Genomic DNA, 25,697 nt, shown 5'->3' with positions numbered 1-25,697 from the left:
GCCCTGCCCGCATGGCCGCCGAGGCCCCCACGACCTGGCCTCTCGGCGCGCAAGTGATCGCCGCCGCACGACCCGCTCGAAGAGAGCTGCGCCGCTACCGGATAGTTCGCCGACCACGAAGCCCGACCCGTGCACTCGTACACCAGCATGCTGGTCCAACAGCGCCTCGAGCACGACGCGCGCACGGGCGGTGCGGCCACCAACGGCAGCAGGTACCCGCGACACCGAACCGGTGAGCGGGATGGAACCGCCCACACCGAGTTCGCGACCTCGGTGTTCGACGCCTTGCCCATGGCCTCGCGCGTGGCGGGATAGGCGGGACTCGTTGCGCCCGCGGCGAATCCGGCGCCGACGTCACCGCCCCGGCGCGTCGGCCCGCCCCAGCACCGCATTCCGGCAGTCGACGCGCAGTCGCCGCCGACGCGCCGATCGCCGTGGCAAGCGGTCATGAATTCGGCCCGCCCACAATCCGTCCCGGTGAACGACCCTGGCGACGATGCCGCACTTTGTCGAGTGAATGCATGAGCGTACGGGACCGCGGATGTCGTCCCTGGCGGCCCGAATGGTCGTCCATAGACCAGCCGCTCGTCTCGTCGAGTTCGGCGATGATCTCGGCCCGGAGCAGCGCCCCGGCAGGCATATGCCTTCTCGAGACGCGCGCACGCCGGGCGGTCGGTGCCGCTCGCTCGGCAGAGAGCCGCCCAGCGGTGGGTCGAGACCAGAGGCCCGCTGCGTCGAGGCGTTGGACTGTGGTCCGTCCCCAGCGCATCGCTGATGTGGTCCGCTCGTCAGGCGTTTGTGACGACGTTCGGCCCGCCCGGTGAGGCGGTCGCGCCGGTGTCGGGTGGTGTTTGGTTGACTGGGGGCGTGAGTGGGCCATTCGTCAAGATTTGCGGGTTGAAGACCGGGGCGGACGTCGCGGCGGCGGTCGAGGCCGGGGCCGACGCGGTGGGGTTCGTTTTCGCGGCGGGGAGTCCGCGTACCGTCGATGCCGTGACCGTGCGGCGGTTGATCGCGGACGTGCCGGAGGGGGTGCTCACCGTGGGTGTTTTTCGGGGGCAGTCGGTGGACGAGGTCGCCGAGTTCGCCGCCGCGAGTGGGGTTCGGGCCGTGCAGTTGCACGGCGAGGAGGGGCCCGAGGACTTCGCTGCCCTGCGTGCGGCGGGGCGAACCCTGTTGCGCGCCACGGCGAATCGGGTCGAGATCTGCGGGGAGTACGGCGAGGACCTGCTGCTGCTGGACGCGCCCGACCCGGGGTCGGGCAAGCCGTGGAACTGGGGCGCACCCGAATTCGTCGCGCCGCGCGGCCGATGGCTGCTCGCGGGCGGTCTCACCCCCGCCACCGTGGCTGCCGCGCTACGGGCCACCGGCGCGTGGGGTGTGGACGTCTCCAGCGGCGTCGAGATCGAGCGCGGCGTCAAGTCCCCGGAGTTGATCCGCGCTTTCGTGGCCGCCGCACGCGGCTAGGGCTGAATGGGAACGGCGTGGCGAAGCCCCATGTTCGCCGCTCACCAGGAGAAGCCACACCGAGATGCGTTGGGGTAGTTGCGTTGCGGGCACCGGGAGCCACGGGCTCGTCAGCGAACTACCGCCCCGGCAGGCGCGCCACCACGGTCCGGAGCATGGCTTCGGCTATCGGGCAGTTCGATTCGCGCGTTCCTTCGGTCCAGCGCACGGTCACCGCCACCGTGTCGGTGCCGCTGTTCGGGACCAGGTACTCGCGGGTGCAGGTGTCGGCCGCGGCGGGGGTGTCCAGGAACATCCGGACGCCTTCCACCACGGCGGTGTCCGGGCCGCCGGTGTAGCGGCCGGACTGGCTCGCGCGCACGGTCAATTCGAGGCCGCCGTCCCACACGCAGCTGTGCGCGTCCGCGACCGAGGGCTGGGCGGGGGTGGGCCCGATGGCCTTGGTCACCACCTCGCGGGTCAGCAGGTCGCAGGGTGCGAGCACCGCGAGCGCGGTGTCCGGGCGGTTCGCGCCCGGCGCGGTCGCGAACGTCCGGACCAGGTTCGCCGCCACGTATTCCAGTCCGCGGCAATCCTTCACACCGGCGGGTAGTCGCAACTCGACCGTGACACCGGCCGCGTCCTCCGGCGCGGGCGCGGCGATCGCGCGGGCGCAGCGCTCACCCGCGCCGTGCCGCAGGCGAATTCCGTCGAGCACCGTCTCCTCGGGCGTGAATCCGGCCAGCTGCGTGCCGAGCTGGAGTTCCAGTTCGTAGCCGGCGGCCGCGGCCCGGCAGCCCCAGCCCGCGGTGACGGCGGTCTTCCAGGCCGCGGCCGGTTGGGGCGTGGGGGCCACCGGCACCGAACCGCCCAGGGCGTCGCCGAGCCAGCGGCACGCGTCGATCCGGCGCGACTCGTCCAGCGAGAGACCGCTCACCGCAACGGGTTCCGGCGCGGGGTCCGTGGAGTCCCCGCCGTCCCGCACGGCCAGCACCAGCGTCGCGATGGTCACCACAACCAGCGTGAGACCCACGACCGCCTGTATCTGCCCGGTCGTGTCGCCGGTCCGGGTCCGGATCGCGCGCACCGAGCGCTCGCCGAACTCGGTGGTGGCCCCGGCGGCCGCGGCCAGCGCCGATCGCCACGCTCGCGGCTCCCCGGAGGTCGCGGTGGTGGCCTGCGTTCCGGCCAGCTCCGCCGCCTCGCGTTCCTGCGCGTCGATGGCGTTGAGCACCGACACTGGCCAGGCCGCGGCGGTCGTGGCCGGTCCGAGGTAGTCCAGGATCTGTTCGGGCGTGGGCCGGCCCGCGGGGTCCTCGCGCAGGCACGCCGCGATCACCGTCCGCAGCGGCTCGGGCACGTCTCGCAGGTCGGGTCGCACGCCCCGCGCCGGTGTGCGGGCGAACGGGTCCCGGCCCGAGGCCGCCGCGGCCAGCACCACCCCGAGCGCGAACACGTCCGAGGCGACGGTGTGGTCGGCCCCGCCGTTCAGTTCCGGTGCGGGACAAACGGACTCGACCGCCCCGCCGGTAGCCGGGACGGCCTCGGCCAGCCGCACACCCTGCCGGGTGAGCGCGACGGTATCGGGCCGTACCCGCCCGTGCACCAGCCCCGCCGCGTGTACGTCACGCAATGCCGCGGCCAAGCCGGTGGCCAGCGCCAGCACGGCGGGTTCCGGGAGCGAACGGTGCCGGTCCAGCACCCCGTCGAGCCGCGCGGAGGCCACGAACAGCGTGGAGCGCCAGGGGTATTCGTCATCCGCGTCGACGTCGACCACGGCGGTGTTCCCCGCCCCGGCGACCCGCATGGCCGCGAGCGCGTCCCGGCGCCAGCGCAACCGGAAGCCGGGCTCGTTCAGCTGCGGGCCGCCGGCCTGGCGCACCACGTGGACGCCACCGTCCGGCCCCACACCCAGCACGCAGCGGAATCCGGGCCCGGATTCCAGCACGCCCAGCAGCCGATACGGCCCGATGCGCAGGGGCTCCCCGGCCGGAATCGATTCGATGGTCATAACCTCGGCAGTTTCTTCAGAATCGGAATGGCCACGGCGTCCGCGATATCGCACGCGTCGCGGTCGGACGGTCGGCGGGCCGTGTAGTCGATGGCGGCGATCTCGGCGTTCTTGCCCGCGGAGGGCTGGATCATGACCACGTAGGAGCAGCGTCCGGGCGCGCGCTCGACGGTCCACGCCTTGCGGCTGTCGACCGATCGGAAACCGAGGGTGCGCGCACCGGACCAGGCGGGCCGCAGTCGATCGTCGAAGGTGATCGCGAAGTCTCCGTCCCGGCCCGAGAGCCGGCAGCCGTGCGGTCCCGACACCAGGGGCGCCGCGGGATCTCCGATCCCCGCCGGTATCGGCCCGTCCTCGAACAGCGCGCACGGGTCGAGCCCGAGCAGGGAGGGACCGCTGAGCGCGCGCACCGGCGGATTCACCGCGAGCCGCCCGATCACCGCCCGCAATGCGGATTCGGCTGCCGGGCAGGCGTCGCCGGTGGCGACCTCGGCGCGCATGCCCACGGCCAGCGGCAGGCCGCTTTGGGTCACGACGTAGCGATCGCAGCGCGCGGCGGGCGCGGGCGGTCCCAGCAGCGGCATCCACGCCACGGTCTTGCCCGTCGTGGGTTGTTCGGCTCGGATCCTGGCCGCCGGTGTCGCGAGCCCGAGCGTGTACGTGGTCTTGCGCTTGTCGGCGTCGGTGAGCGCGGTGCTGCACGACATGACGCCGTCGGGCTGCAATTCCGCGACATACGAACCGAATTGGTGCATGACCCGCTGTTCGAGCAGCGCGCAGACATCGAGGGTGCGCGCTTCCAGGTCGGTCAGCGCCACGGGCGGATCCCCCATCGCGATGGCGTGTCCCGGCACCGTGACGTCGGCGAGCAGGCTCGCGGTCAGCACCACCGCACCCAGCGCGGCGGCGGCGATGAGCGCCCGCGCCCGCCGACTCGCGCCGCGCCACAGCGGTTTCGCGTCCTCCGGCGCGGGCTGCTCCGCCCAGCGCACCGCCTCGGCCCGGAATTCCTCGATCGTGCGCCGAATCGGCCCGGGCCACACCGGGTCACCCGGCACCGATTCCGCCGCGTCCAGCAGTTGGGCCGGGGTGGGCCTGCGCGCGGGATCGGCGGCAAGGCAGGCGTCGATCAGACCCCGGATCTCCACCGGCACCCCGCCGAGTTCGGCGCGCCCGTGCAGGGGACCGGCGGTGCCGAACGGAATGACCCCGGTCGCCGCCGTCACCAGCACCGCGCCCAGGGCAAACACGTCCGAGGCCTGGGTGAGCGTGAGCCCGGCCGCCTGCTCCGGCGACATGTACGCGGGCGAACCGATCCGCGCGCCCGCGATCGTCAGCGGCGCATCGCTTTCCAGCGCCAGCGCGATGCCGAAGTCGATGACCCGCGGTCCCTCGGCGGTCAGCAACACGTTGCCGGGCTTGAGATCGCGGTGCACCAGTCCGGCGCGATGGATCTCCACCAGCGCCGAGGCCAGTCCGATGGCCAGCAGCTTCAAGCCGGACAGCGACAGCCTGCCGTGCCGGTCGAGCACCTCCTGCAGGGTCGGCCCGGGGATGAATTCGGTGGCCAGCCAGGGGCGTTCGGACTCGATGTCGTGATCGACGATGCCCGCGGTGTACGCCCCGGTCACCCGCTCGGAGGCCTCGATCTCGCGCCGGAACCGGGCCTGGAAGGTGTCGTCATCGGCGAGTTCGCCGTGAATGAGCTTGATGGCCACCGGCCGGCCGTCCGGGCTCCGCCCGAGCAGCACCTCGCCCATCGCGCCGTGCCCGATCATCGCGTGTACCCGGTAGCGGCCCAGCTGTTTCGGGATGTTCCGCCCGCGCGCCTTCATCGGTCCTGCTCGAACAGCATGGACTGGGCAGCGGCCAGTCGGCGGACATCGGTGTCCTGATTGCTGTTGACCCGCACCACGAATTCCGCGTGCCGGAGCAGGCACGTGTATCGCCGGGCCTCGATCACCAGCGGATCGGGTTGGGTCGCGCGGTAGCAGGCCACCCCGGATACCCCGGGACCGGCGTCGATGGTTTCGTAGCCCTGCGCGGTGAGCCGGTCGCTCATCGAGCGCACGAGGCCCTCGGCGGTCTCCGGGTTCCGGGTGCGGTACAGCTGATTGTTGTGCGACAGCGCGATTGCGGTGACCCCCTGTTCCCGGAACTCGGCCAGCCGGGTCGCCGGGCGATCGAGCAGCAGTGCGTGCGCGCGCGGGCCGTACACCGCGAAATCCAGTTTGTTCGGGGTGTCCGCGCCGGTGCGCACCAGCCGGGGGAGCAGTCGATCGCCGTCGAGCTTCAACTTCGGCACGCCCGCGGCCGGGGTGGGGACGAAATCGGTCAGTGCGCTCACCTGCGCGCGCACGGCGCGGGACAGCATATCGGCGAGCTGGTCACCGCTGGCGCCGCCGAACTTCGCCGAGATGCCGATGGCGAGCGATTTCCACGCCAGCCAACTGCCCGCGGTCGCGGTCGACGGACGCCAATAGCCTTGCACGCCGGGCTGTCCCGCGATACCCAGCGGCAAGGTATCGACGGCGTCGGCTGCGGCCGCCGCGCCCGCCGCGGCCGCCGCGAGGTCGGCGCCGGGCAGTGCCACGATCGTCACGGTCAGGGATTTGGCCGGCGTCGCACCGGACGGCGCGGTGTCGGCCGCGACCGCGCCGAAGCCGCCGAGCACTTCGAACGGCGCCAGCGCCGCGCGAACCGCGGCGGGCAGCGGCCCGGAGGTGCCGGTGTGGTCGACCAGGACACCGCCACCGCGCCCGTGGGTGAGATCGGATTCGATCTGCTGCGCGGAGATCAGGGTTTCGCCGATCCGAAGGGACTCCACCAGAATTCCACGCGCGTAGCCGGTTTCGGCGTCGTAGTCCGCCGCGGCGGCGACGGTCGGATACGCGCCGGGATCCGGGCCGGGCGCGTCCGCACCGCATCCGGCGCCGATCAGCACCGCGGGCAGCAGCGCCGCCAGCGCGATCGGCGTCCGCACTCGAAGACCCATGCCGTCTACCCACCTCCGTACCGAAGACCGACCCGCGCTAGTTCCCGGGCAGCCGGGCGATGACGGAGGTCAGCAGTGCGGTCGCCGCGGAGCACTGCGAACCGTCACGCCTATCCGAGATCACCAGGGCCGTCACGGTTTCGACGTAGGTCTCGTCGATGGCACGATAGCGGTAGAGCCGCTTGCAGTGCATGGTGGAATCGAAGGTGCTCGGCCGTTCCAGCACGAGACCACCGCCCGCGTCGAAGGTCTCGGTCACCACATCCACCTGTCGCGGCAGCTCCAGCAGCAGTTCCACCGAGGTGTCCCCGCGCCATTCGCAGGTGTGCGCGGTCGCGATCCCCGGGCCGCGAGCCGAGACGCCGGACACCTCCGAATCACTCAGCAGCGCACAGGGATCGACGGCGGCCAGGGACCTGCCGGCGTCCGGTTCACGGGGCAGGCCGACGAGGTCGCCGGTGAGCCGCTCGACGGCGTGCTCGGCCAGCGCGCAGGCGCCGCCGTCGCGCGTGATCACCGTGATGCCCCAGTGCGGCGCCGGGTCGTCGTTGCCGACCGCGAACGCGCAGTCGGTACCGCGCCGGCTCAGTACGAATCCGTTGACGACGCGGTCGGCCGGGCCGAATCTGTCGAGACCCGTGCCGATTTCGACGCCGATCTGTTCCGCGCCCGAGGTGCCCAGGCAACCCCATGCCTCGGTGCGGGTCCAGCGCCAGGCGGCGATCTCACGCGCCGTGCCCGCGGTACGCACCGCGCTCGCGGGCAGCGTGGGTCCGAGCGCGCGGCGCACCCAGGCGCAGGCGTCGGTTCCGCGCAGCTCCGCGAGGGTGGGCAGCGCCGCGGCGGGTGTGCCGGTGTCCGTGCCGCGGCGCACGAGCGCCACGGTCAACCCCGCCGCGATCAGCACGATCACGAGCGCGGTCGCGTAGATCGCCCGGCGCGGGCGGCGCTTTCGCTCGGGCACGGGTGCCGCGGGACGCGGCCGCACGATCACCTGCGTCGCCTCCGGATCCATGGTGAAGGCCCGCAGCCGCCGACCCTGCTCCCGGATCGCACGGTGGATCGGATCGGGCCACGGCTGGGTTCCGATCGACTGCGGGCCCAGACGATCGAGGATCTGTGACGGTGTGGGTCGGGCCGCGGGGCTCTTGTGCAGGCACGCGGCAACGAGCGCGCGCAATTCCGCTGGCACGCGGTCGAATCGGGGCGTCTCGTTCACCACCTTCGCCAGCACGAGGGTGGGGTGCGCGGCGCCGAACGGCGTGATTCCGGTCGCGGCCCAATACAGCAGGGTGCCGAGGGAGAACACGTCGCTGGCGGAGGTGAGCTGCTGTTCGGTCGCCTGTTCCGGCGACATGTACGACACGCTGCCCACCACCCCCGCCCCGGTCAGCTCACCGGAGGCGCCGACCCGTTGCGCGATACCGAAGTCGATCACGCGTGGTCCGTCGGCGGCCAGAATCACGTTGGCGGGCTTGAGATCTCGGTGGACGAGCCCGGCCCCGTGGATGGAGTGCAGGGCCGAGGCCAGTCCGGCGGCCAGGGTGCGCAGCGCCGGGACCGGCAGCGGCCCGAACGCGGTCACGGCGCGATCGAGCGGCAGCCCGGGGATGAAAACCGAGGCGAGCCAGGGCCGCGGCTCGGCGATGGAGAAGTCGATGACCGCCGCGGTGAACGCGCCCGATACCCGGGCCGAGATGGCGACCTCGTTCGCGAACCGGTCGCGGTATTCCTGGTCGTCCAGCAGATCCGGGTGAATCTGTTTGATCGCCACGAAGCGCCCGTCGGGTGCGATGCCCAGCAACACCCGTCCCATGCCGCCGCGGCCCAGGAGACCCAGGATTCGATAGCGCCCGATGACGGACGGTTCGCTCGCCGCCAGCGGCTCGATCAATGACTCACTCCCCGGCCCACTGCGCACCCACCCCGGATGGGCGAAAAATCCGCGTAGTCAGCGTATTCGATGGTTCCCGGCCGATCCGGCGGAACTTCGAATCCGCCGTCGGAGCGGGAGTGTCCCGAATTCGGTGGTTATTCGCCGGTTATCGTGGGTGTGCCGAGCCGCTGAACGGGCATCCGCCTGATCGTCGATCGAACAGTGCCGCCCGGACACGGGCCGGACGAAGAGCGGAGGTTTCGGCGTGGTGACGCAGACGCTGTTGCTGGGCGGCGCGGTATTGGCCCTGTTCGGGGCGGTGCGGGTGCTTTATGAGCCCCGGCACATCTCCACCGGACTCGTATTGCTCTGTGCCCTGGGGCTCTTGGCGTTGTGGGCGGCCGTCGAACTCGGCGCGCGCTGGTATCCGTGGGGCGTCATTCTGATCCTGGTGCTGCCTCCCGTGTCGCTGGTGCTGGCGGGGCTCGGGTTGCTGGCCAACGGCGTGATCGTCACCAGGCGTGAGGGTTTGCGCATATCCACCGCCGTGGCGCCGGTGGTCGGGCTCGCCTTGCTGGCCCTGCCGTTCGCGGCGATCTGGGCGGTGGGCGCCTGGCCGCACGCGCCGATCTGGGCGACGGCGACGGCGGTGATCGTGACGCTGCTGGGTCTGCTGTTGCTCGCGCAGTTGCTCGCGTTCACCGTGTACGCCATCCTGTACGCCCAGCTGCCCTATCGGTCGGGCGCGGACGCGGTGGTCGTGCTCGGGTGCGGTCTCGTCAACGGCCGGGTCACCCCGTTGCTCGCCACGCGGCTGGACCGCGCGCTCGAGGTCTACCGGGAAGAGGTGGCAGCCGGGGCGTTCCCGGTGCTGGTGGTCTCGGGCGGGGTGGGGCGCGGCAAGAAGGTGGCCGAAGCCGATGCGATGGGCGACTACCTCGAAGCGGCAGGCATCGATCCGGCGATGATCATTCGGGAACGGCGCTCGGGCAACACCGAGGAGAATCTGCGCTTCACCGCGGCCGAGCTCGCCACGCGCGGATTCGCCGACGACGCGCGAATCACGGTGGTCACCAGTGATTTTCATGTGATGCGAACGGCGGCGCTGACACGCAGGCAGGGCATGGACGCGCAGGCCGTCGGCGCGCGCACCGCCCGTTATTTCGTGCCCGCCGCGTTCCTGCGCGAGTTCGCGGCGGTGATCGACAGCCATCGCCGGGTGAATCTCGTCGCGGGAGGGACGCTGGTTGCGGTGGTGCTCGGTCTGGCCGTCTACGCCTCCTGCATGCCGAACGGGCTCGAGGCCGTCTCCTGAACGGGAGCCGGCCTCGAGCCTCGGTGATTCGCGGAACGCGGACTACGGCACGACGAGCGAGTTGTAGTCGTATTCGACGGTTTCGTTGTCCGGCCCGACGACCGCGTTGGTGGCGCTGGACAGAATGCCGAGCACCAGCATGACGATCAACAGGATGCGAGCCGCCTGCGAGAGCAGCAGCGGCCGGGTGGGCGATCCCGCGCCGAAGCCGGAGGCCGGGGTGGGGAAGTTCTCCGCCGCTGGGTAAGCCGGTGCCGCCGGGTAGCCCGGTGCTGCCGGGTAACCCTCCGGCGCGGGGTAGCCCGGGGCCGCCTGCGGTGCCTGGCCGTCGCCGAAGATCCCCTTCAGGTAGGTGGGGGTGAGCAGATAGAAGTACGCGTCCACCCGGACCTGCATGCGCAGCACGGCCGCGGTCGATTCGAACAGCGCCTGCGGCAGTCGCCCGGTGATCAGCACGATCGCCCAGATGACGATGGCCATGACCGCCCACCCGGCCATGAACCAGCTGACCAGAATGAGAATGGGCAGCGCCAGGAAGAAGCGGAACAGCACGGCCAGCCGGTTGAGCGGTGTGGGCTGCGGGAACAGCACGCGCACCGGGTAGTCCGGCGCGGTCTCCAGGGTGAACGGCGGGTACTGGTCCACGAGCAGCATGGTGTAGCCGTACACGCGCCCGGCGTAGGCCACGTACGACCGCAGGTAATCGCCGGCGAACTCGGGCAGGCGGCCGGTGAACAGCGCACCGAACCAGCCGATGATCACCACGATGAACGCTCCGACGCTCAGGAGCCACATGGCGATCAGCTGCGGAATGGCGAGAATGATGCGCAGCAGGACCGTCCAGCGTCGCTGCTGCGGGGGTGCGAACACATCCAGATCGACCGAGGGCTCCCGGTCGCCTGCCCAGGCGGTGGTCTGATCCATGACGTCTCCTTAGCTCTGCCGAGCCGGCCGAAGATCCGAATCGAGGTGACGATGTTGTTCTCCAGCGTCGCACACCGCCGTGATCGATTACTGTCGAATTGCCGTGAACGGTCGCCGTGGTGGAAGGAAGTTCTGCTGTGCGCAATATCGAGCTATTGCCGGTCGCGGCGCGACTTCTGTATCCCGAGCCCCCGCCGATGCTCTACCACTACACCAATGCCGCGTCCCTGATCTCGATAATCGACAGCAGGCATTTCTGGGCAGGGCTGCCGGTGCAGATGAACGACGCAGAGGAACAGATCCGCGCATTTCACTGGCTCGGCACGATCGCGCGCGATCGGCCGCCGGCCGGGGCCGGTGCGGCGGCGGAGTCCTTCGCGGCGCGGGTGGCGGCGGAGGTCTACGCGGGCCGCGCGCACGAGGGCAGCGCGCCGTACCTGGTGTCGCTGAGCGCCGACGGTGATTCGCTCTCGCAGTGGCGTGCCTATGGCTCGCGCGGGGGCGTCTGCCTCGGACTGCCGTTCGAGCTGGTGCGCACCGCCGCCGAGGGGCAGGGCTGGTATCTCGCCAAATGTGTGTACGACGAAGACGATATGCATCTGATGGTGAGCGAACTCTACGAACGTCACCTCGGGCTGCTCGGCGCGCGCTCCGAACCGTCGCCGGAGCAGATCGAGGAACGGGCGCGGCTGCTGTTCGACGAATTGCGTTTGTACGGGCTGTTTATCAAGAATCCGTCGTTTCACGCCGAAAACGAATGGCGCCTATTGAAATTCGACGCCGATCCGCCCGGACCGGAGTTGCGTTTCGCGCCGGGGCCCGACGGCGTGCGTGTTTTCCTGCCGTTCCGATTGCTTCCGGATGAGCACGCGGGCTTTCCCGAACAGCCCCGGCCGAGTGTGCATATCGGCCCGTCGCCGCTCCCGGGTATTTCCGAGTACGCGACGACGCGATTACTCGAACGGTGGACCGGCGCCGGCAACGCCGACGTGTGGACGACGCGCAGCAGCTTCCGCTGAGCGGGCGGCCCTGCCCGGCCGAAGTCGATGTGAGCAGCCGAAGGTGGTGTGCTCAACCCAGGGTGGTGTGCTGGAATCCCGGCGGAACCAGCTCGCGGACGTCGGCCGAGACGTAGATCGCCTGCCCGGCGGGCACCGCGAAGGTCTTCTCCGTGATGGTCAGGACGGCCTTGGCCAGGGCCTCCTTGATCTCGCTGGTGCGGCCCGAGGCGATGTCCAGAAAGATCTGCACCCAATTCTTCTCGGCCTCCGCACCGTCGATGCCGATGACCCAGTCGTCGATTCGGGTGAAGCGGGCCTTGAAGGTGGCGGGGTCGGCATCGAGGATGGCGGCGGCCTCGCGGAAGATCTCGTGCGCGAAGGCGGTCGCGTCGAAGGCGCCCGCCAGGGCGGCGGTGTAGGAAACCGTCAAGTGCGGCATGGCAGCAGCCCTCCTGGACAAGTGATTTGAAACAACCATAGTGCGTGTTCGGGTCCGCCCCCGGCACCCGCGGGCCGCGTGTGCGGGCCGAGCGGCCGATTCCGGATTGTGTTTCTGCCCGTGGACAATCCGAGGCCACCGTGACATCGCAACGCGCGGGCCGACCGTGCGGCAATCAGACCGACATGTCCGTTTCGCGTACATTCGCAGGGCGCTTACTGTTTACTTCGCCAAGTTCCAGTGATCCGCCGTCTCGGGGAGTGTCGTGCCGCTGTCTCGTCGTAGCCTCTTCGCCGCCTCCGCGTTCGGTACCGCGGCCGGCGTACTCGGACTACCGATCGCACGGGCCGCCGAACCCGGGGTGATCGGCCCCGGCGACCCCGGCTACGCGGAGCTGACCGAGCGCGGATACAACCGCCGCTTCACCGCGCGCCCGCAGCGGATCTTCGTGCCCGCCGACGCCGAGGGCGTGCGCGCGGCCGTCGAGCGGTCCGTGCACGAGGGCCTGCGCGTCGCGGTGCGCTCGGGCGGGCACGGCTTCGACGACTTCGTGGACAACGAGCACACCCGCTCGATCATCGATCTGCAGCGGCTGACCGCGGTCGACTGGGACGCCGAGCACGGCGCGTTCTCGGTGGCCGCCGGCGCCGATCTGGGCGCGATGTACGAACGGCTGCTGGGCGGCTGGGGCGTGACCGTGCCCGCGGGCATCTGCAAGGGCGTGGGCGCGGGCGGGCATATCAGCGGCGGCGGGTACGGGCCGCTGTCACGGCGCTTCGGGCTCGTGGCCGATCATCTCCACGGCCTGGAGATCGTGACGGTCGGGACGGACGGCAGGGCCACCACGCTGGTGGCCACCAAGGACGGGCCGCACGCCGATCTGTGGTGGGCCCACACCGGCGGTGGCGGCGGCAATTTCGGGGTCGTGACCCGGTACCTGCTGCGCTCGGCCGACTCCGGCGGATCCGATCCCGCCCGCGCGCTGCCGGCGGCGCCCGGTTCCATGCTGAGCACGCGCGTGGTGCTGCCGCTGGCGACCGAGGACTCGTTCGTGCGCTTCGTCGGCAACTACATCGCCTTCTTCGAACGCCATGGCGCGCCCGGTGATCCGTTCGCCGGGCTGTACGCGCCGCTGCATCTCAAACCGGGCATCACCGGATCGGACATCCTGATCCTGCTGGACGCGGACCGGCCCGGCGCCCGGGCGCGGTTCGACGAGTTCGTGGCCGCGATCTCCGAGGGCGTGACGCCCCCGCCGCTCGTGCTGCCGCCCGCCGAGAAGTCCTACGGTGACACCCTCTCGACCGTGTACTACGCCAAGGGCATGCCGGGCTTCCGGGTCAAGGTCAAATCCGCGTACCTGCGCGAGGCGTACTCGGCCGACCAGTTGCGGGTGCTGTACCGGTATCTGACCGATCTCCGCTTCCTCGGCGAATCGCAGGTGGAATTCCTGCCTTTCGGCGGCGCGGTCAATGCCGTGGCCCCGGGGGCGACCGCGTCTCCCGAGCGCGGGTCGTTCCTCAAGATGCTCATCCACGCCGCCTGGCGCAACCCCGCCGACGACGAGCGCTTCGTCACCTGGGCGCGTGAGATGTACCGCGACGTGTACGCCGCGACCGGCGGTGTGCCGGTGCCGAACGCGGCCCAGGGCGGGAGCTACATCAACTACCCCGACGCGGATCTGGCCGACCCGCAATGGAATACGTCGGGGGTGCCCTGGCACGCCTTCTACTACGGCGGCAATTACGAACGGCTGCGGGCGATCAAGGCCACGTGGGACCCGGGAACCGTGTTCCGGCACAGCCTTTCGCTCGACCGGCCGGGCTGAGCCGGATCCGGGCAGGCCCGAGCCGGATCAGGACAGTGCCGGGCCGGTCTCAGGTCAGCGCCAGAACCCGGCAGGGTCCGCCGGTCCCGCCCGCGTGTTTGGGCGCGCCCACGACCACCGTCGCGCCTGAAGGCGGCACCTGGCCCAGCCGCGCCAGCATCTCCACGCCGTATCGCCCCGCGCCCAGAATCGCCGTGTGCGCACCGTATTCGGTGCTCGCGGCGCGGTCCAGGCTCAGCGTGTCCACGCCCGCGCCGACGATATCGCGCTGTGTCACCAGGAAATCGGCGGCCTCGGGCGCGAATCCGGGTGCGTGCGGGCGTCCGGCGGCGTCCAGGTTCAGGAAGGTGGCGGGCGCGGCGAGCCGGTGTTCCCAGCCCGAATACATGGCCACGAAGGCCCGCGCGGGAATCGCGCCGTGCGCCGCCTCCCAGTCGGTGATGTCCGAGATGCTCAGCGCCGCTTCGGGATCGGCGGCGGCCCGGGCGGAGATGTCGATGACGACGAGCGGGGCGATCAGGTCCCGTTCCGCGATGCGATCGACCGAGATCCCGTCCCGCACCCGGTGCAGCGGGGCGTCGACGTGGGTTCCGGTGTGCTCCCACAGCACCAGGGCGTGCTGGGCGAAACCGCCGCGATCGTGCCAGGCCACGGGGACCTTGGAGAAGGCCGGATTGCCCGGCCACACGGGCAGTTCCGCGTCGAGCACGTGGGTCAGGTCCACCACCCCGCCGGTGCGTTCGGGTGCGGCCGCGGCCGTGGCGTTCCCCGACAGCGCGGCGACCGCGCCCAGGCCCGCCGCGCCCAGCCAGGCCCGCCGGCTCCAGCCCGGGGACTGCGCGGTTTCGTGGGCTACCTGCACTATTCGGGGTGAACACATCCGGACCAGCAACTCCCGCGCGCACCCTCGGAGGAAAGGAACCATCCGCCGGCGGTGGCGATCCGGGGAGTTCTCGGGCAGAGACTACCGTGCCGGTCCGGTGCGATCGGGTGGTCCGGCACGGTATCTCGATCAATTCATCCGGTCGGCGTAACCCACCGGCAGTTTGCTCGGCGGGCAGTCGATGACGGTGTCGTCGTCGGGATCCCGGCTCTCCAGATAGGTGATGCGCCCGTTCGAGGACACCAGGGTCAGCGGGTAGGTCGGGCCGCGGTCGCGATCGGCGCGGATGGCGTGCAGATTGTCCTCGTAGTGGGTCAGCGTGCTCTCGGGATAGTCGAGCATCCACTGCGGGAAGGTGGCCGTGGTGTGCACGCGCCGCTCGCCGGGCCAGACGATGGCGACCATGGTCGAACCGGTCGGTTCCACCCAGGCCAGTTTGTACTGCTCGTCGGGGTCCGTTCCGGCCCCGCCCAGGGACACGATCTTGGCGGTCTGATTCGTCGTCCAGCGGCCGAACATGGGCCCGAGCAGGCAGCGCGTCGCGACGGTGTCCGCGTTGCGGACGTAGAGCTCGTACTTCCAGCCGTTCTCGTAGGCGTAGATCATGTGCTTGCCCAGGAGTCCGGCGAGCTGTCCGGTGCAGTCGGAGTTCGCCGCGTCGGTCCCTGCGCTCATCGAAAAAGTCCTCTCGGTCCGCCCCACGGGTAAGGCCGGCGCTGCGCGAATGCCGCTTCGACTTCGGCCAAAATCGTAGTCGCTGTCCGGGGCCGGGCGGTGTACCTGCGGTTTTCGGGTGTCGCGGGCACCCGTTTGCGGGATCGTCCGGATTCTTACACGGCTTTGTCTTTCGTCTGACCGGGCTTTGCCTCTCGCCCCGCAGGATTCCTTTCGACAGCTCGGGCGGACCGAGCCGGACACTGCGGAACGGAGTGCGGAACATGCGTACGGGAATGCGTTCGATAGCGGGGATCGCCGCGACGGCGGCCATCCTGGGTGGACTGATCACCGGGTGTGGCGCGGGGGAGTCCGCGGCGCCGTCGGCGGCCCCGCCCGCCTGGTGCCCGACCGTGGAGGGTTACGCGGTCGACTGTGGCACCGTGCAGCGGCCGCTGGTGGCGGGGCAGCCGGAGCTGGGCACGATCGAGGTGGGCTACGCGCGGATCAAGCACAGCCGCGGTGACATTCCGGCCGCGGGCACCCTGCTGCCCAACCCGGGCGGACCCGGCGTGCCGATGATCGCCCATGCCGCCGAGGCCGCGACGCTGTCCGGCCTGATGATGTCCGATCACGATGTGCTGCTGATCGATCCGCGCGGCACCGGCGTCTCCGACCCCATGGACTGCGGGGTGAACGAGGACGAATTCCAATTGGGCACAAGGGAACAGCAGCTCGCCGCGGTGCAGCGCTGCGGGGAGAACCTGGGCCCGAAGGCCGCCGGGTACACCTCGGCCGCCACGGTCGACGACTTCGACGCGGTCCGCGAGCGGCTCGGCATCGACAAGGTGATCCCGTACGGCATCTCCTACGGCACCTACCTGCTGCCGATCTACGCCCAGCGGCATCCCGAGCACGTGCGATCGATGATTCTCACCGGTGCGTATCCGCACGACGCCGACCCGCTGCAACGGCCCAACGCCGAGGCGGTTTCGCTGACGCTGCAACGCATCTGCGAGCGCAGCGGGTCCTGCGACGGGTCGACCGCGGTGCACGATCTGCGCACGGTGGCCGCGCGTCTGCGGGAACGGCCGATCACGGTCCAGGGTAAGGGCGAGATTCTGCTGGACGAGGGCAAGCTCGGCAATCTCATCTTCGAGGCGGCCACCTCCAACGTCGGTGCGGGCCCGGAGGCCGACGCCACCCTCGGCATGCTGCCCGCCGCCCTGCACGCCGCTGTGCGCGGTGACGACGCGCTGCTGAGCGACTTCACCCGACGCGCCACCGCCGCACCGGGCTACGAGAACATCGGGCTCTACCTCACGGTCGCTTGCAACGACTACCGGCCGCTGTGGTCGCCCGAAGCCGCACTGCCGCAACGGGAACAGCAGTACCGCGAGGCGCTCGCCCGCATCGGGACCAACGGCGCGTTCAGCGCGGCGGGCTTCGGCGCGGCCCAGCGCGACGGCGCGGACGCGTGCATCCGCTGGCCCGGGATCACCGGCCACCAGCGGCCCGACGAGGTGCGCACCGCGATGCCGGACGTCCCGGTGCTGGTGCTCTCCGGCGATCTCGACGCCATCACTCCCGACGCGAACGGCGTGCGCGCCGCGTCCCGCTTCGCCCGCTCGACCTTCCTGTCGGTACCCAACACCGGACATGTGCCGGACCTCGAGCCGACCGGTTGCGTCGTGAGCATCATCGACCGGTTCGTGCGGACCGGGTCGACCGGCTCGACCGAGTGCGTGGCGGCGATTCCGCCCATCGCCGTGGTCCCGGTCACGAACTGACCGGGCGCGAGAAATGACCGAATCCGGCACCGGCCAGACTGACAGCATGGCTCCCGCAACCGTCCTCGTGGTCGAGGACGACCCCAATGTGCGCAGTACCCTCGATCAACTGCTGCGCTTCGAGGGCTACCGGGTGTTGCTGGCCGGTGACGGTCAGGAGGCGCTCGAAACGCTCGCGGCGGACCGCCCGGATCTGGCGGTGGTGGATGTGGTCATGCCCCGGCTGGACGGGCTCTCCCTGTGCCGGGCGCTGCGCCGGCGCGGCGACCGGCTCCCGATCCTGGTGCTCACCGCGCGGCATCAGGTCGGGGACCGGGTGGCCGGGCTCGACGCCGGGGCCGACGACTATCTGGCCAAACCGTTCGACACCGAGGAGCTGCTGGCGCGGCTGCGAGCGCTGTTGCGCCGCAGCGCGCCCGAGGCCGGGGCCGAGCTGCTCGCCGTCGCGGATCTGTGCCTGGATCCGGCGACCCGGGAGGTGCGCCGCGGCGATCGGCTGATCGAACTGACCCGCACCGAGTTCGACGTCCTGGAACTGCTCATGCGCAACGAGCGCATCGTGCTCACCAGAAGTCAGATCTACGAACACATCTGGGGCTTCGACTTCGACACCGAATCCCGCTCGCTCGACGTCTACATCGGATACCTGCGCCGCAAGACCGAACTCGACGGTGCGAGCAGGCTCATTCACACCGCCCGCAACGTCGGCTACACCATCAGGACCGCGTGATGTTGCGAACCCGGCTCACCCTGGTCGCGGTCGCGGCCAGCATCGCGGCGATCGTGGTCGCCATTGTCACCGCCTACCAGAGTGTTTCGCCGCTGGTGGCGGACCAGGTCGATCGCGGCCTGGCCGATCGCGCGGACACCGTGCTCGCGCTGCTGGACGCCGGCGCGGCGCTGCCGGTGCGGCCCGACATGACCGAACAGCTGTTGCTGCCGGATGGGACGGTCCGGCCGCTCACCCCGGGCCGGGAACCGTTGCCGGTCAACGACTCCGATCTGGCGGTGGCGCGCACCGGGCAGGGGATGACCGAGACCGAGGTGGTGCTGGGCGAGGTGAGTTACGGGGTCCTCACCAAGGCCAGGCCCGGCGGCGCGGGCGCGGTCATGGTCGGGCAGAACTACGCCGAGGTCGAACGGGTCGACAGCGCGTTCCTGTGGCGCACCGCCTCGATCACCGCCATCGCGGTCGCGGCGGCGGCGCTGATCAGCTGGCTCGCGATCGGGCGGATCCTGCGGCCCATGCGCAGGCTGGCCGCGGCCACCCGGCGCATCAGCACCACGCAGGATCTGTCTACGCTGCTGCCCGAGCCCGGCCGGGACGAGGTCGGCGCACTCACCCGCAGCTTCAACACCATGCTCGCCGCGCTGCGCTTCTCGCGCGCCCAGCAGCACCGCCTGGTCGAGGACGCCAGCCACGAACTGCGCACCCCGCTGACCTCGATCCGGGGCAGCGCGGAACTCCTGCAGCGCGCTCGCGGGCGGCTCGAGCCCGCCGACGAGACCCAGGTGCTGAGCACCCTGGTCCAGGAGGCCAAGGCCCTGGACACCCTGATCACCGAACTGGTCGAGCTCGCCACCGATCGGCACACCGCCGAGGATCCGGCCCCGCTCGACCTCGCCGATGTGGCGCGGGACTGTGCTCGGCGCTTCGGCCGCCGCACCGGCCGCGACATCACGGTCACCGCCGCCGATCCGGCGACGGTCACCGCCCGCCCGCAGGCTCTGGCCCGCTGCATCGACAACCTGGTCGACAACGCCCTCAAGTTCAGCCCGCCCGAAACCGCCGTCGCCGTGCACATCCGAGGTTCCGCCCTCACGGTCCGCGACCACGGCCCCGGCATCGAGGCCGCCGATCACCGCGCGATCTTCGACCGCTTCTACCGTGCCGACCGCACCCGCTCGACCCCCGGCTCGGGCCTCGGCCTGGCGATCGTCCACGACATCGTCATCGCCCACGGCGGCACGGTCTCGGCCGCGAATCACCCCGGCGGCGGTGCGGAAGTGGGGTTCGAGCTTCCACTCGGGTAGCGCGCATCGCCCCGCAGAATCCGCGGATCGTTTGCGTCCGAAAGCAACTCGCGACCGGGCCCCGCGGGTGCCCGGACTCGGCTAGTCCGCCCGTGTCCCCTCGTCACCGGGTATGGGCAGGCAGGCGACGAAGCCGATCCAGCCCGGATGGTTGACCGACTGCGCACCCAGGGACTGGGAGTAGTAGGTGGTGACCGTGCCGGTGGCGAGATCGCGCAGCCGGACCGGGATCTCGGAGCGACTGAAGGAGGCGGCGCTGTGCTGCCACAGCTCGCGGAAGCGGGGGAAGTCGGCGTAGTCGGCGATGAGGTCGGCCGACCAGTCGGGGTTGCCCGCCGCGCCCAGGACCCCGCGCAGGCGCGAGACGGTGATCGCGGCCTCCTGCTCCCAGTCGACTATGATCGCCTTGGCTATGTCGGCGCCGAAGATCCAGCGCACCCAATTGGCGGTCTCGGTCAGACCGGGCAGGGCGGTGGCGTATGGCTCGTTGCAGGCCAGCAGGTTGAGCCGGACGTCGTAGTACGCGGCCGGATTCGGGGCGAACAGCCGTAGTCCGGCGTGCATGTCCGGGGTGAGTTCGGCGCGCAACTCCGCGGCCGAGGGGACGCAGGTGCGCGGCAGGCCCGCCAGATCCAGCAGGTTCCTGCGGTCGGCGTCCGAGAGCGCGCCCGCCGTATCCAATTGGCGCACCAGCGCTTCCACCACGACGTCGGTCGGGCGGTCGCGCTGGCCGCGTTCGAGCAGGGTGAGGTAGCTCGCGCTCACCCCGGCGGCGAAGGCCAGGCGCTCCCGCGAGATTCGCCGATCATCGCGCAACCGGCGCAGTAACTGCCCGAACGTCGGTGGCTGAGGTCGGTATTCGGGAAGCGCCGCCGGTCCGACAGTCACAGCGCATCACTCCTGAACGCAACCAGCTATTGAAGCTTGTTCTCGGTTAACAGTGCATCCGTCACCCTATCGGTCGATGTGCGCGGCGGCCCGCTCGGCGGGTTTCCCGGCGTGGCTCGGTGCTGCTCGACGGAGTCCCCTCGGTGCCCTGCGAGGGAGTCCCCTCAGCGCTGCGCGAGATAGTCCCGCAGGGACAGCGGCGGTCGCCCGGTGTACCGCTCGATGGTCTCGGTGACGCGGAACAGCTCGTGCCCGGAACCGATGGCGGCGAACATGGTCCACAGGTGGGTGAGGTGCTCGACGGTGACCTCGTCGCGGTAGACCGTGCGCGCGGTCGCGGCCCATTCGCGCGGATCCACATCGACGTACGGGACGCCGAACGCCGCCGCCACCTCGCCCACGGTCCGGATCTCCCCGGCCAGCCACAGCACCGGATCCACCGGTTCGCCGGTGCGCAGCACACCCGCGCCCACCCCGGCCACATCGGCCGCCGCGATCAACGGCAGCACGGTGTCGGGGGAGCCCAGCGGCAGGGCCAGCACGCCGGTGTCTCCGATGGCGACCCGCAGGTTCTCGTAGAACACCGCCGCCCGCAGGTGCACCGCGCCGATCTCGGCGCGGTCCAGGGCCTGTTCGGCGACCCAGTGCCTGCGCATGTGCGGGGTGCCCGCGGTGGGCGCCGAGCCCAGCTGTGACACCGCGACGACCCGCTCCAGCTTCGCTTCGCGCCCGGCCGCGGCGAAAACCGCTGCCGCGTCCAGCATTCCGGCGGTGACCGGATAGGTGAAATACGCGCGCCGCACGCCCTGCACGGCGGGCAGGACCGAGGTGATCTCGCGGAGATCGCCGACCACGACCTCCGCGCCCAGCTCCTTCAGTTCGGCGGCGGAGGCATTGTCGTGATGAACGAAGGCGCGGACCGGGAGATCCGCGCGCAGCAGGGCGCGGGCGACCGTGCGCCCGGTGCCGCCCTGCGCGCCGCCGCCCGCGCCCGTGACCAGAATCGGAGCCATGATCCTCACGCGCCTTCGGGAAGTTCGAGGGTGAACAGCCCCCGGGCGGCCAGCGTGGACAGGAACTCCGCGCCGTCGAAAGCCTCACCGGGACTGAGCACTCCGCTCTTGACCCCGCCCTCGGTCAGCCGCACCGCGGCCTCCACAGACGCCACGGCCGCGGCCCGCCACAGATCGCGCCCGCGCAGGTGCCCGGTCGCCGATCCCGCGGCGCCGAGAACCTGTGCGGTGATGGTGAATTCGCTGCCCGCGCGTTCGTCCGGCCCGACGTCCTCGCTGGTGAACGCCTGGTCCTCGGAGAAGGTGTGCGCCGTCAACTGGGCCTCGACCGCGCGGGTGCGCACGTGCCGGGGGACGGTGACCGCCTCCGGGAAGGGCACCGGCGCGATCATGGCGCGCGGGCCGACCGGCGGCGGGAAGGCGAAGATGGCGTTGCGCGGCTCCACGAATCCGTATCGCGGTGCGCCGTCCTCGAATCCGATGCGATCGGTGTCGGCGAACAGCAACCGGGCGGTTTCCACCGCGCCGTGCGTCATCATCCAGTTGTGCACGGCGTACGCGACGGTGACCCGCTCGATGTCGGGCACCCGCGCGGCCACCGCCCCGGCGAGCAGGTCGCCGAGCCCACCGTAGAAGCTGACGCTCGGCAGCATGGTGATGCCGGCGGCCTGCGCGCGCTCGGGGTACTCCTGGAACAGCCGGTGCACGTGATGTACCTCGACCGCGTGATCGACGTAGTGGCAACCGCTTTCGGCGGCGGCCGCCGCGACCGGTGGCCCGGTGACGGCGAACGGCCCGGCACAGTGGATGATCACGTCGGCGGCCGTGGCGAGTGCCCGCAGCGCGTCCGGGTCGTCGAGCGGGGCAACCAGCACCCGCGCTGGGCCGAGCGCGGCGAGCGCGTCCGGATCCCGGCCGGCCACGATGACATCTTTTCCGCGGGCGAGTAATTCGGCGGTGACCAGGCGGCCGGTGTGACCGGTGGCCCCGTAAATGGCGAAGACGGCCATGAAGATCAACTCTTTACGCTGATGGGCGAGGTGGGGACCTGCGCTCTCAGGGTAGAACTGCCCACCGACAGGTTCGGGCGAGCGCCCGGCCCACGCAGGCTCGCACCGGCCGGTTCGTGCCGCCCGCCGCGAGGCTCGTACCGGGTTCGTGCCGCCCGCCGCGCTGGTCACCCGCGCCGCGAAGATTTCCCGTTCGCTGCGAAAGTTCATGACCTGCAACGTGAAGGTTCCCCGCCGCACCGGGAGACGCCCCGGCCGTGCCAGGAGAGGTGCCGGCCGCACCAGGAGAGGCCCTGTCCGCGCCGGGGGAGGGGACCGGCCGCACCTGGAGAGGCACCGGCCGTGCCGGGAGAGGCCTGGCCGCGCTGCGAGCGGTCCCGGCTGCACCGCGAGAGGCCCCGCCCGTCCCGCGCGAGGTCGCGGTCGCCCGTCTGCTCAGCGGCGCGAGGTGGTGGTGAGCTGGGCCAGGAACTCGGCGTTGGTGGGGGTCTGGCGCAGGCCCTCGAGGAGCAACTCGATCGACTGGCCGTCCACCGCCGCCAGCGTGCGGCGCAGGATGTCGGTGGCCGCGAGTTCGCCCGGGGTGAGCAGCAATTCGTCCTTGCGCGTGCTGGACTGCCCGATGTCGATGGCCGGGTAGACCCGGCGATTGGCGACGCCGCGATCGAGTTTCAGCTCGGCGTTGCCGGTGCTCTTGTACTCCTCGAAGATGACCGTGTCCGCGGCCGAGCCGGTCTCCACCAGCGCGGTGGCGATGATGGTCAGCGAGCCGCCGCCGTCGAAATTGCGTGCGGCGCCGAGGAATCGCTTGGGCAGCGTGAGCGCGGCGGCGTCGACGCCACCGGAGAGCACCCGCCCCGAGGACGGTGCGCCCAGGTTGTAGGCGCGGGCCAGGCGGGTCAGCGAATCGAGCAGCACCAGCACGTCGCGGCCGGTCTCGGCCAGGCGCTTGGCGTGCTCGATGGCCAGCTCGGCCATGGTCACCTGCTCTTTCGGGCTGCGGTCGAAGGTGGCCGCGGCGACGGTGGCCGGGACCGAACGCGCCAGGTCGGTGACCTCCTCGGGCCGTTCGCCGACCAGGACCAGCATGAGTTCGCATTCGGGATGGTTCTTGGCGATGCCGTGCGCCATGGCTCGCAGCACGGAGGTCTTGCCCGCCTTGGGCGGTGCGACGATGAGCGCGCGCTGCCCCTTGCCGATGGGCATGACGAGATCGGTGACGCGCGTGATCATTTCGTGCGGCTCGGTCTCGAGTCGCAGGCGCTGATTCGGATGAATGGGCACCAGATCGGCGAACACGGGCCGATTCGCCGCCCGGCCGGGCGCCTGCCCGTTGACGGTCGAGACCCGCACGAGCTGATCGTGTTTGGCGTTGCCGCTGGGCGGAACCGCCAGGCCGGTGACGAAATCGCCACGGCGCAGGTGGTTCTCGCGCACCTGCCGATTCGAGACGTGGATGTCGCCCGGGTCGGGCAGGTAGCCCTCGACGCGCAGCGACGCGTGATTGTCGGTGATGTCGAGGATCCCGGCGACGGTGCGCCCGTTCTCGACACTCTGCTGAGAGATGTTGTCGTTCATGATGTTTCCTTGAAGTGTTGAGGTACGGCGCAACGCCGCGGGAATGAGAGATACGGGCCGTGGGAATGAGCGACACGGCCCGGCCGGCGGTACGCGCCGGGGCGGAGGGGTCGTCGCGGTAGCCGCGAGGACCGGGGATCGATCGAAGGGATTCGTCGAATCCGGGAGAAAGAAATCTGACCTCTTACGGGAGGGAAACCTGCCACCGCAAGACTTAGACAGCGCCAACGGTACCCGAGCCGGAGCGAATCACGCAACCATGAGCCCGATCACACCCCGCTCACCGGCGGATTCTCGGCGCGTCGAAAAGCGCTCGCCGGTACGGCGGCCCGCTCAGAACCGCCCGAAGAGCCACGCGCCCGGCTCGTCCGCGGCGGGGTTGAGGCAGAACCGCCGGATCGCCGTGATGAGTTCGGACGTGTCGATCGTGCCCGAGCCGTCGACATCGAGCCGGTCGAAGAGTGCGGCGGCTTCGGCCGGGGTCTGCTCGCAGCCGATGAGCAGCCGGATCAATTCGTCGCGGTCCAGCACCCCGTTGCCGTCGGCGTCGGCCAGGTCGAGGACCGCCCGGGCCAGCGGTGCGATCTCACGATCGAAATCGGCGTCGTCCGAATGATTCTCGAGCCAGGCCCGGAACTCGTCCGGGCTGATCCGGCCGTCGTGATCGCTGTCGGCCCGCCCCCGCAGGGAGTGCCACAGCGCGCGATACCCCGCGCGCACCGCCGCGGCGCGCCGCGAGCCGGGGGCCTCACCGTACGCCTGCACCAGCCGCAGGCCGAAGGCCTCGTAGTCGTCGGCGGTCAGGTAGCCGTCGCCGGTGACGTCGAGCAGGTCGAAACCGCTTCGGGCGCCGTAGGTTTGCGCGACGGTGTGCGGTGCGGCGGCCATGTGCGCGTTCGCCCAGGCGAGCACTTCCCCGGTGGGAGCGGTCAGCATGCGCGTGTGATCGGCCCCGGTGCACGTCACGAATTCCAGGGTGGTGCCCGCGCGGAGCAGTTCCGCGGCGAACTGTTCCACCACCGCCATGGGCAGCACCGCGTCCTCGGTGCCGGCGGCCAGCAGCACCGGGCGGTCGAAGCGGGCGGTGGGCACCCGGCAGGCGTGCAGCATGGCGTCCAGCCCCGGGCGACCGGTCAAACCGGTGGTGCCGATGTCCTGATTGGTGAGAACCGCTACGGCGTAATGGATATCGCGCACGGGCGCGGTTTCGGCCAGCGCGATGAGCCGCTGCCCGAGGCCGGTCATGAAGTCCTGGGTGGCGAGCCCGCGCGTGGTGCGCAGCCCGGCCAGCAGATACGGCAGGAACAGGGTCACCGGTGCGGAGTCGGCCGCGGTCTGCAGCCCGACGATCATCGGCACCTCGACCGGCGGGGCCAGCGCCACCGTGCCCCGGAAGTCCAGTTCCGGAGCGTATTTGGTGGCCATGAGCCCGGTGAACAGCGCGGCGTGCCCGCCCTGGGAGAACCCGACCGCCATCCACCGCGGGCTCAGCGGGTGATCGAGTTGCCTTGCCGCGCGCACGATGTCGACCACGTCGTCCGCGACGGCCTCGCCGTTGAAGTACGGGTGCGGGCCGGGAGAGGCCAGGCCCTCGTAATCGGTGACGGTGACGAAGTATCCGGCCTGCAGCCAGGCGGCGACGTGGCGGCTCTCGGGCCGGGACAGCCCGGCGACCGAGGGCGCGGTGCCGTCGGACAGCCCGGTGGTGCCGTGCGCGTAGCCGATGACCGGCCAGCCGCCGCCGGGCGGCTCGCCCTCGGGTGCGAAAACCGAGCCGGTCATGATGCGCCCGGCCCCGTCGTAGCCGACGCCCTGGTACCAGACCCGGTATCCGGCGGCGGTGTGCGCGGGCCACATGCGGGGCGGGAGTTCCGCACTGCGGACGAGCGTCCCGGCTCGGTGGGCGGTGCCGACATCCACCGGATTCGCCGTCATCGTCATCGTCCGCTCCGTCCCGTGGCCGGTTCGCTGAACAACTCTGGGGTAGTGCGATCGTGCAGGGGAATTCTAGA

Annotated in this window: 21 protein-coding genes; 8 read left to right on the top strand and 13 right to left on the bottom strand. The window is 70.9% G+C overall.

Annotated features, from left to right (window positions below):
• Positions 1–129 precede the first annotated feature (129 nt).
• The gene (locus ACFVBH_RS23540) at positions 130–315 is read left to right on the top strand and encodes a hypothetical protein (protein WP_379004420.1); all 186 of its coding nucleotides are present in this window, start codon (positions 130–132) and stop codon (positions 313–315) included.
• A 552-nt stretch (positions 316–867) separates the two neighbouring features.
• Entirely contained in the window at positions 868–1,467 is a 600-nt protein-coding gene (locus ACFVBH_RS23535) for a phosphoribosylanthranilate isomerase (RefSeq protein ID WP_379004418.1), read from the top strand.
• A 118-nt stretch (positions 1,468–1,585) separates the two neighbouring features.
• Here ACFVBH_RS23535 and ACFVBH_RS23530 read toward each other — a convergent pair whose 3' ends face one another.
• From ACFVBH_RS23530 to ACFVBH_RS23515, 4 genes are read right to left on the bottom strand one after another with little or no spacing between them, the layout of a single operon-like run.
• A complete protein-coding gene (locus tag ACFVBH_RS23530) occupies positions 1,586–3,457 on the bottom strand; it encodes a hypothetical protein (RefSeq protein WP_379004416.1) in 1,872 nt (623 codons plus the stop codon).
• Positions 3,454–5,292, bottom strand: a complete 1,839-nt coding sequence (locus tag ACFVBH_RS23525; protein ID WP_379004414.1) for a serine/threonine-protein kinase — start codon at positions 5,290–5,292, stop codon at positions 3,454–3,456. Before ACFVBH_RS23525 ends, ACFVBH_RS23530 begins: the two co-directional genes overlap by 4 nt.
• The gene (locus ACFVBH_RS23520) at positions 5,289–6,452 is read right to left on the bottom strand and encodes a hypothetical protein (protein WP_379004412.1); all 1,164 of its coding nucleotides are present in this window, start codon (positions 6,450–6,452) and stop codon (positions 5,289–5,291) included. Before ACFVBH_RS23520 ends, ACFVBH_RS23525 begins: the two co-directional genes overlap by 4 nt.
• Positions 6,453–6,489: 37 nt before the next feature.
• Positions 6,490–8,346 (bottom strand): serine/threonine-protein kinase, encoded by a 1,857-nt coding sequence (locus ACFVBH_RS23515; protein ID WP_379004409.1) that lies wholly within the window; start codon positions 8,344–8,346, stop codon positions 6,490–6,492.
• 247 nt (positions 8,347–8,593) lie between these two features.
• On the opposite strand from ACFVBH_RS23515, the gene ACFVBH_RS23510 reads away from it, so the two are divergent.
• The gene (locus tag ACFVBH_RS23510) at positions 8,594–9,643 is read left to right on the top strand and encodes a YdcF family protein (protein ID WP_379004407.1); all 1,050 of its coding nucleotides are present in this window, start codon (positions 8,594–8,596) and stop codon (positions 9,641–9,643) included.
• A gap of 42 nt (positions 9,644–9,685) precedes the next feature.
• Here the strand turns inward: ACFVBH_RS23510 and ACFVBH_RS23505 are convergent, their stop codons facing one another.
• Entirely contained in the window at positions 9,686–10,567 is an 882-nt protein-coding gene (locus ACFVBH_RS23505) for a DUF4389 domain-containing protein (protein ID WP_379004405.1), read from the bottom strand.
• A gap of 137 nt (positions 10,568–10,704) precedes the next feature.
• Between ACFVBH_RS23505 and ACFVBH_RS23500 the strand changes: the two genes are divergently transcribed.
• The gene (locus ACFVBH_RS23500; RefSeq protein WP_379004403.1) at positions 10,705–11,586 is read left to right on the top strand and encodes a DUF2971 domain-containing protein; all 882 of its coding nucleotides are present in this window, start codon (positions 10,705–10,707) and stop codon (positions 11,584–11,586) included.
• Positions 11,587–11,638: 52 nt separating this feature from the next.
• Here ACFVBH_RS23500 and ACFVBH_RS23495 read toward each other — a convergent pair whose 3' ends face one another.
• Positions 11,639–12,007: a 5-carboxymethyl-2-hydroxymuconate Delta-isomerase gene (locus tag ACFVBH_RS23495; protein WP_379004401.1), complete on the bottom strand. Its 369-nt coding sequence runs from the start codon at positions 12,005–12,007 to the stop codon at positions 11,639–11,641.
• A gap of 265 nt (positions 12,008–12,272) precedes the next feature.
• Here ACFVBH_RS23495 and ACFVBH_RS23490 point away from each other — a divergent pair, with 265 nt between their 5' ends.
• Positions 12,273–13,835 (top strand): FAD-binding oxidoreductase, encoded by a 1,563-nt coding sequence (locus ACFVBH_RS23490; protein ID WP_379004398.1) that lies wholly within the window; start codon positions 12,273–12,275, stop codon positions 13,833–13,835.
• Between the two features lie 49 nt (positions 13,836–13,884).
• Here the strand turns inward: ACFVBH_RS23490 and ACFVBH_RS23485 are convergent, their stop codons facing one another.
• Entirely contained in the window at positions 13,885–14,715 is an 831-nt protein-coding gene (locus tag ACFVBH_RS23485) for a cyclase family protein (protein WP_379004396.1), read from the bottom strand.
• 132 nt (positions 14,716–14,847) lie between these two features.
• On the bottom strand, positions 14,848–15,393 hold the full coding sequence (locus ACFVBH_RS23480; protein ID WP_379004393.1) for a phenolic acid decarboxylase: 546 nt from the start codon (positions 15,391–15,393) through the stop codon (positions 14,848–14,850).
• Positions 15,394–15,656: 263 nt separating this feature from the next.
• Here ACFVBH_RS23480 and ACFVBH_RS23475 point away from each other — a divergent pair, with 263 nt between their 5' ends.
• The 3 genes from ACFVBH_RS23475 to ACFVBH_RS23465 are packed head-to-tail and all read left to right on the top strand — an operon-like array spanning position 15,657 to position 19,196.
• Entirely contained in the window at positions 15,657–17,162 is a 1,506-nt protein-coding gene (locus ACFVBH_RS23475; protein ID WP_379004391.1) for an alpha/beta fold hydrolase, read from the top strand.
• 46 nt (positions 17,163–17,208) lie between these two features.
• Positions 17,209–17,892 (top strand): response regulator transcription factor, encoded by a 684-nt coding sequence (locus ACFVBH_RS23470; RefSeq protein WP_354991168.1) that lies wholly within the window; start codon positions 17,209–17,211, stop codon positions 17,890–17,892.
• Positions 17,892–19,196, top strand: coding sequence for an ATP-binding protein (locus ACFVBH_RS23465; protein WP_379004388.1), 1,305 nt, complete (start codon positions 17,892–17,894; stop codon positions 19,194–19,196). The genes ACFVBH_RS23470 and ACFVBH_RS23465 overlap by 1 nt, the downstream gene beginning before the upstream one ends.
• Positions 19,197–19,277: 81 nt before the next feature.
• On the opposite strand, the gene ACFVBH_RS23460 is transcribed toward ACFVBH_RS23465, so the two are convergent.
• The 5 genes from ACFVBH_RS23460 to ACFVBH_RS23440 form a co-directional block, all read right to left on the bottom strand.
• Positions 19,278–20,084, bottom strand: coding sequence for a helix-turn-helix domain-containing protein (locus tag ACFVBH_RS23460; RefSeq protein ID WP_379004386.1), 807 nt, complete (start codon positions 20,082–20,084; stop codon positions 19,278–19,280).
• A 164-nt stretch (positions 20,085–20,248) separates the two neighbouring features.
• Positions 20,249–21,097 carry an NAD(P)H-binding protein gene (locus tag ACFVBH_RS23455; protein ID WP_379004384.1) on the bottom strand — a complete coding sequence of 283 codons (849 nt, stop codon included), beginning with the start codon at positions 21,095–21,097 and terminating at the stop codon, positions 20,249–20,251.
• A 5-nt stretch (positions 21,098–21,102) separates the two neighbouring features.
• Entirely contained in the window at positions 21,103–22,107 is a 1,005-nt protein-coding gene (locus ACFVBH_RS23450) for a saccharopine dehydrogenase NADP-binding domain-containing protein (protein ID WP_379004382.1), read from the bottom strand.
• A 435-nt stretch (positions 22,108–22,542) separates the two neighbouring features.
• Positions 22,543–23,685: a transcription termination factor Rho, short form gene (locus ACFVBH_RS23445; protein WP_379004380.1), complete on the bottom strand. Its 1,143-nt coding sequence runs from the start codon at positions 23,683–23,685 to the stop codon at positions 22,543–22,545.
• Between the two features lie 333 nt (positions 23,686–24,018).
• On the bottom strand, positions 24,019–25,626 hold the full coding sequence (locus ACFVBH_RS23440) for an EF-hand domain-containing protein (RefSeq protein WP_379004377.1): 1,608 nt from the start codon (positions 25,624–25,626) through the stop codon (positions 24,019–24,021).
• Between the last annotated feature and the right edge of the window lie 71 nt (positions 25,627–25,697).

The organism is Nocardia sp. NPDC057668 (genome assembly GCF_042799795.1).
GTDB lineage: Bacteria > Actinomycetota > Actinomycetes > Mycobacteriales > Mycobacteriaceae > Nocardia.
Note: the sequence above shows the minus strand (reverse complement) of the source record. Positions and strands in the feature narration are given on the sequence as shown.

What these genes read in the sequence shown, in the direction of transcription:
- ACFVBH_RS23530 (WP_379004416.1), bottom strand. Translation starts at nt 3,457, where the DNA reads ATGACCATCGAATCGATTCCGGCCGGGGAGCCCCTGCGCATCGGGCCG.
- ACFVBH_RS23525 (WP_379004414.1), bottom strand. Translation starts at nt 5,292, where the DNA reads ATGAAGGCGCGCGGGCGGAACATCCCGAAACAGCTGGGCCGCTACCGG.
- ACFVBH_RS23520 (WP_379004412.1), bottom strand. Translation starts at nt 6,452, where the DNA reads ATGGGTCTTCGAGTGCGGACGCCGATCGCGCTGGCGGCGCTGCTGCCC.
- ACFVBH_RS23505 (WP_379004405.1), bottom strand. Translation starts at nt 10,567, where the DNA reads ATGGATCAGACCACCGCCTGGGCAGGCGACCGGGAGCCCTCGGTCGAT.
- ACFVBH_RS23495 (WP_379004401.1), bottom strand. Translation starts at nt 12,007, where the DNA reads ATGCCGCACTTGACGGTTTCCTACACCGCCGCCCTGGCGGGCGCCTTC.
- ACFVBH_RS23485 (WP_379004396.1), bottom strand. Translation starts at nt 14,715, where the DNA reads ATGTGTTCACCCCGAATAGTGCAGGTAGCCCACGAAACCGCGCAGTCC.
- ACFVBH_RS23480 (WP_379004393.1), bottom strand. Translation starts at nt 15,393, where the DNA reads ATGAGCGCAGGGACCGACGCGGCGAACTCCGACTGCACCGGACAGCTC.
- ACFVBH_RS23475 (WP_379004391.1), top strand. Translation starts at nt 15,657, where the DNA reads ATGCGTACGGGAATGCGTTCGATAGCGGGGATCGCCGCGACGGCGGCC.
- ACFVBH_RS23470 (WP_354991168.1), top strand. Translation starts at nt 17,209, where the DNA reads ATGGCTCCCGCAACCGTCCTCGTGGTCGAGGACGACCCCAATGTGCGC.
- ACFVBH_RS23465 (WP_379004388.1), top strand. Translation starts at nt 17,892, where the DNA reads ATGTTGCGAACCCGGCTCACCCTGGTCGCGGTCGCGGCCAGCATCGCG.
- ACFVBH_RS23455 (WP_379004384.1), bottom strand. Translation starts at nt 21,097, where the DNA reads ATGGCTCCGATTCTGGTCACGGGCGCGGGCGGCGGCGCGCAGGGCGGC.
- ACFVBH_RS23450 (WP_379004382.1), bottom strand. Translation starts at nt 22,107, where the DNA reads ATGGCCGTCTTCGCCATTTACGGGGCCACCGGTCACACCGGCCGCCTG.
- ACFVBH_RS23445 (WP_379004380.1), bottom strand. Translation starts at nt 23,685, where the DNA reads ATGAACGACAACATCTCTCAGCAGAGTGTCGAGAACGGGCGCACCGTC.
- ACFVBH_RS23440 (WP_379004377.1), bottom strand. Translation starts at nt 25,626, where the DNA reads ATGACGATGACGGCGAATCCGGTGGATGTCGGCACCGCCCACCGAGCC.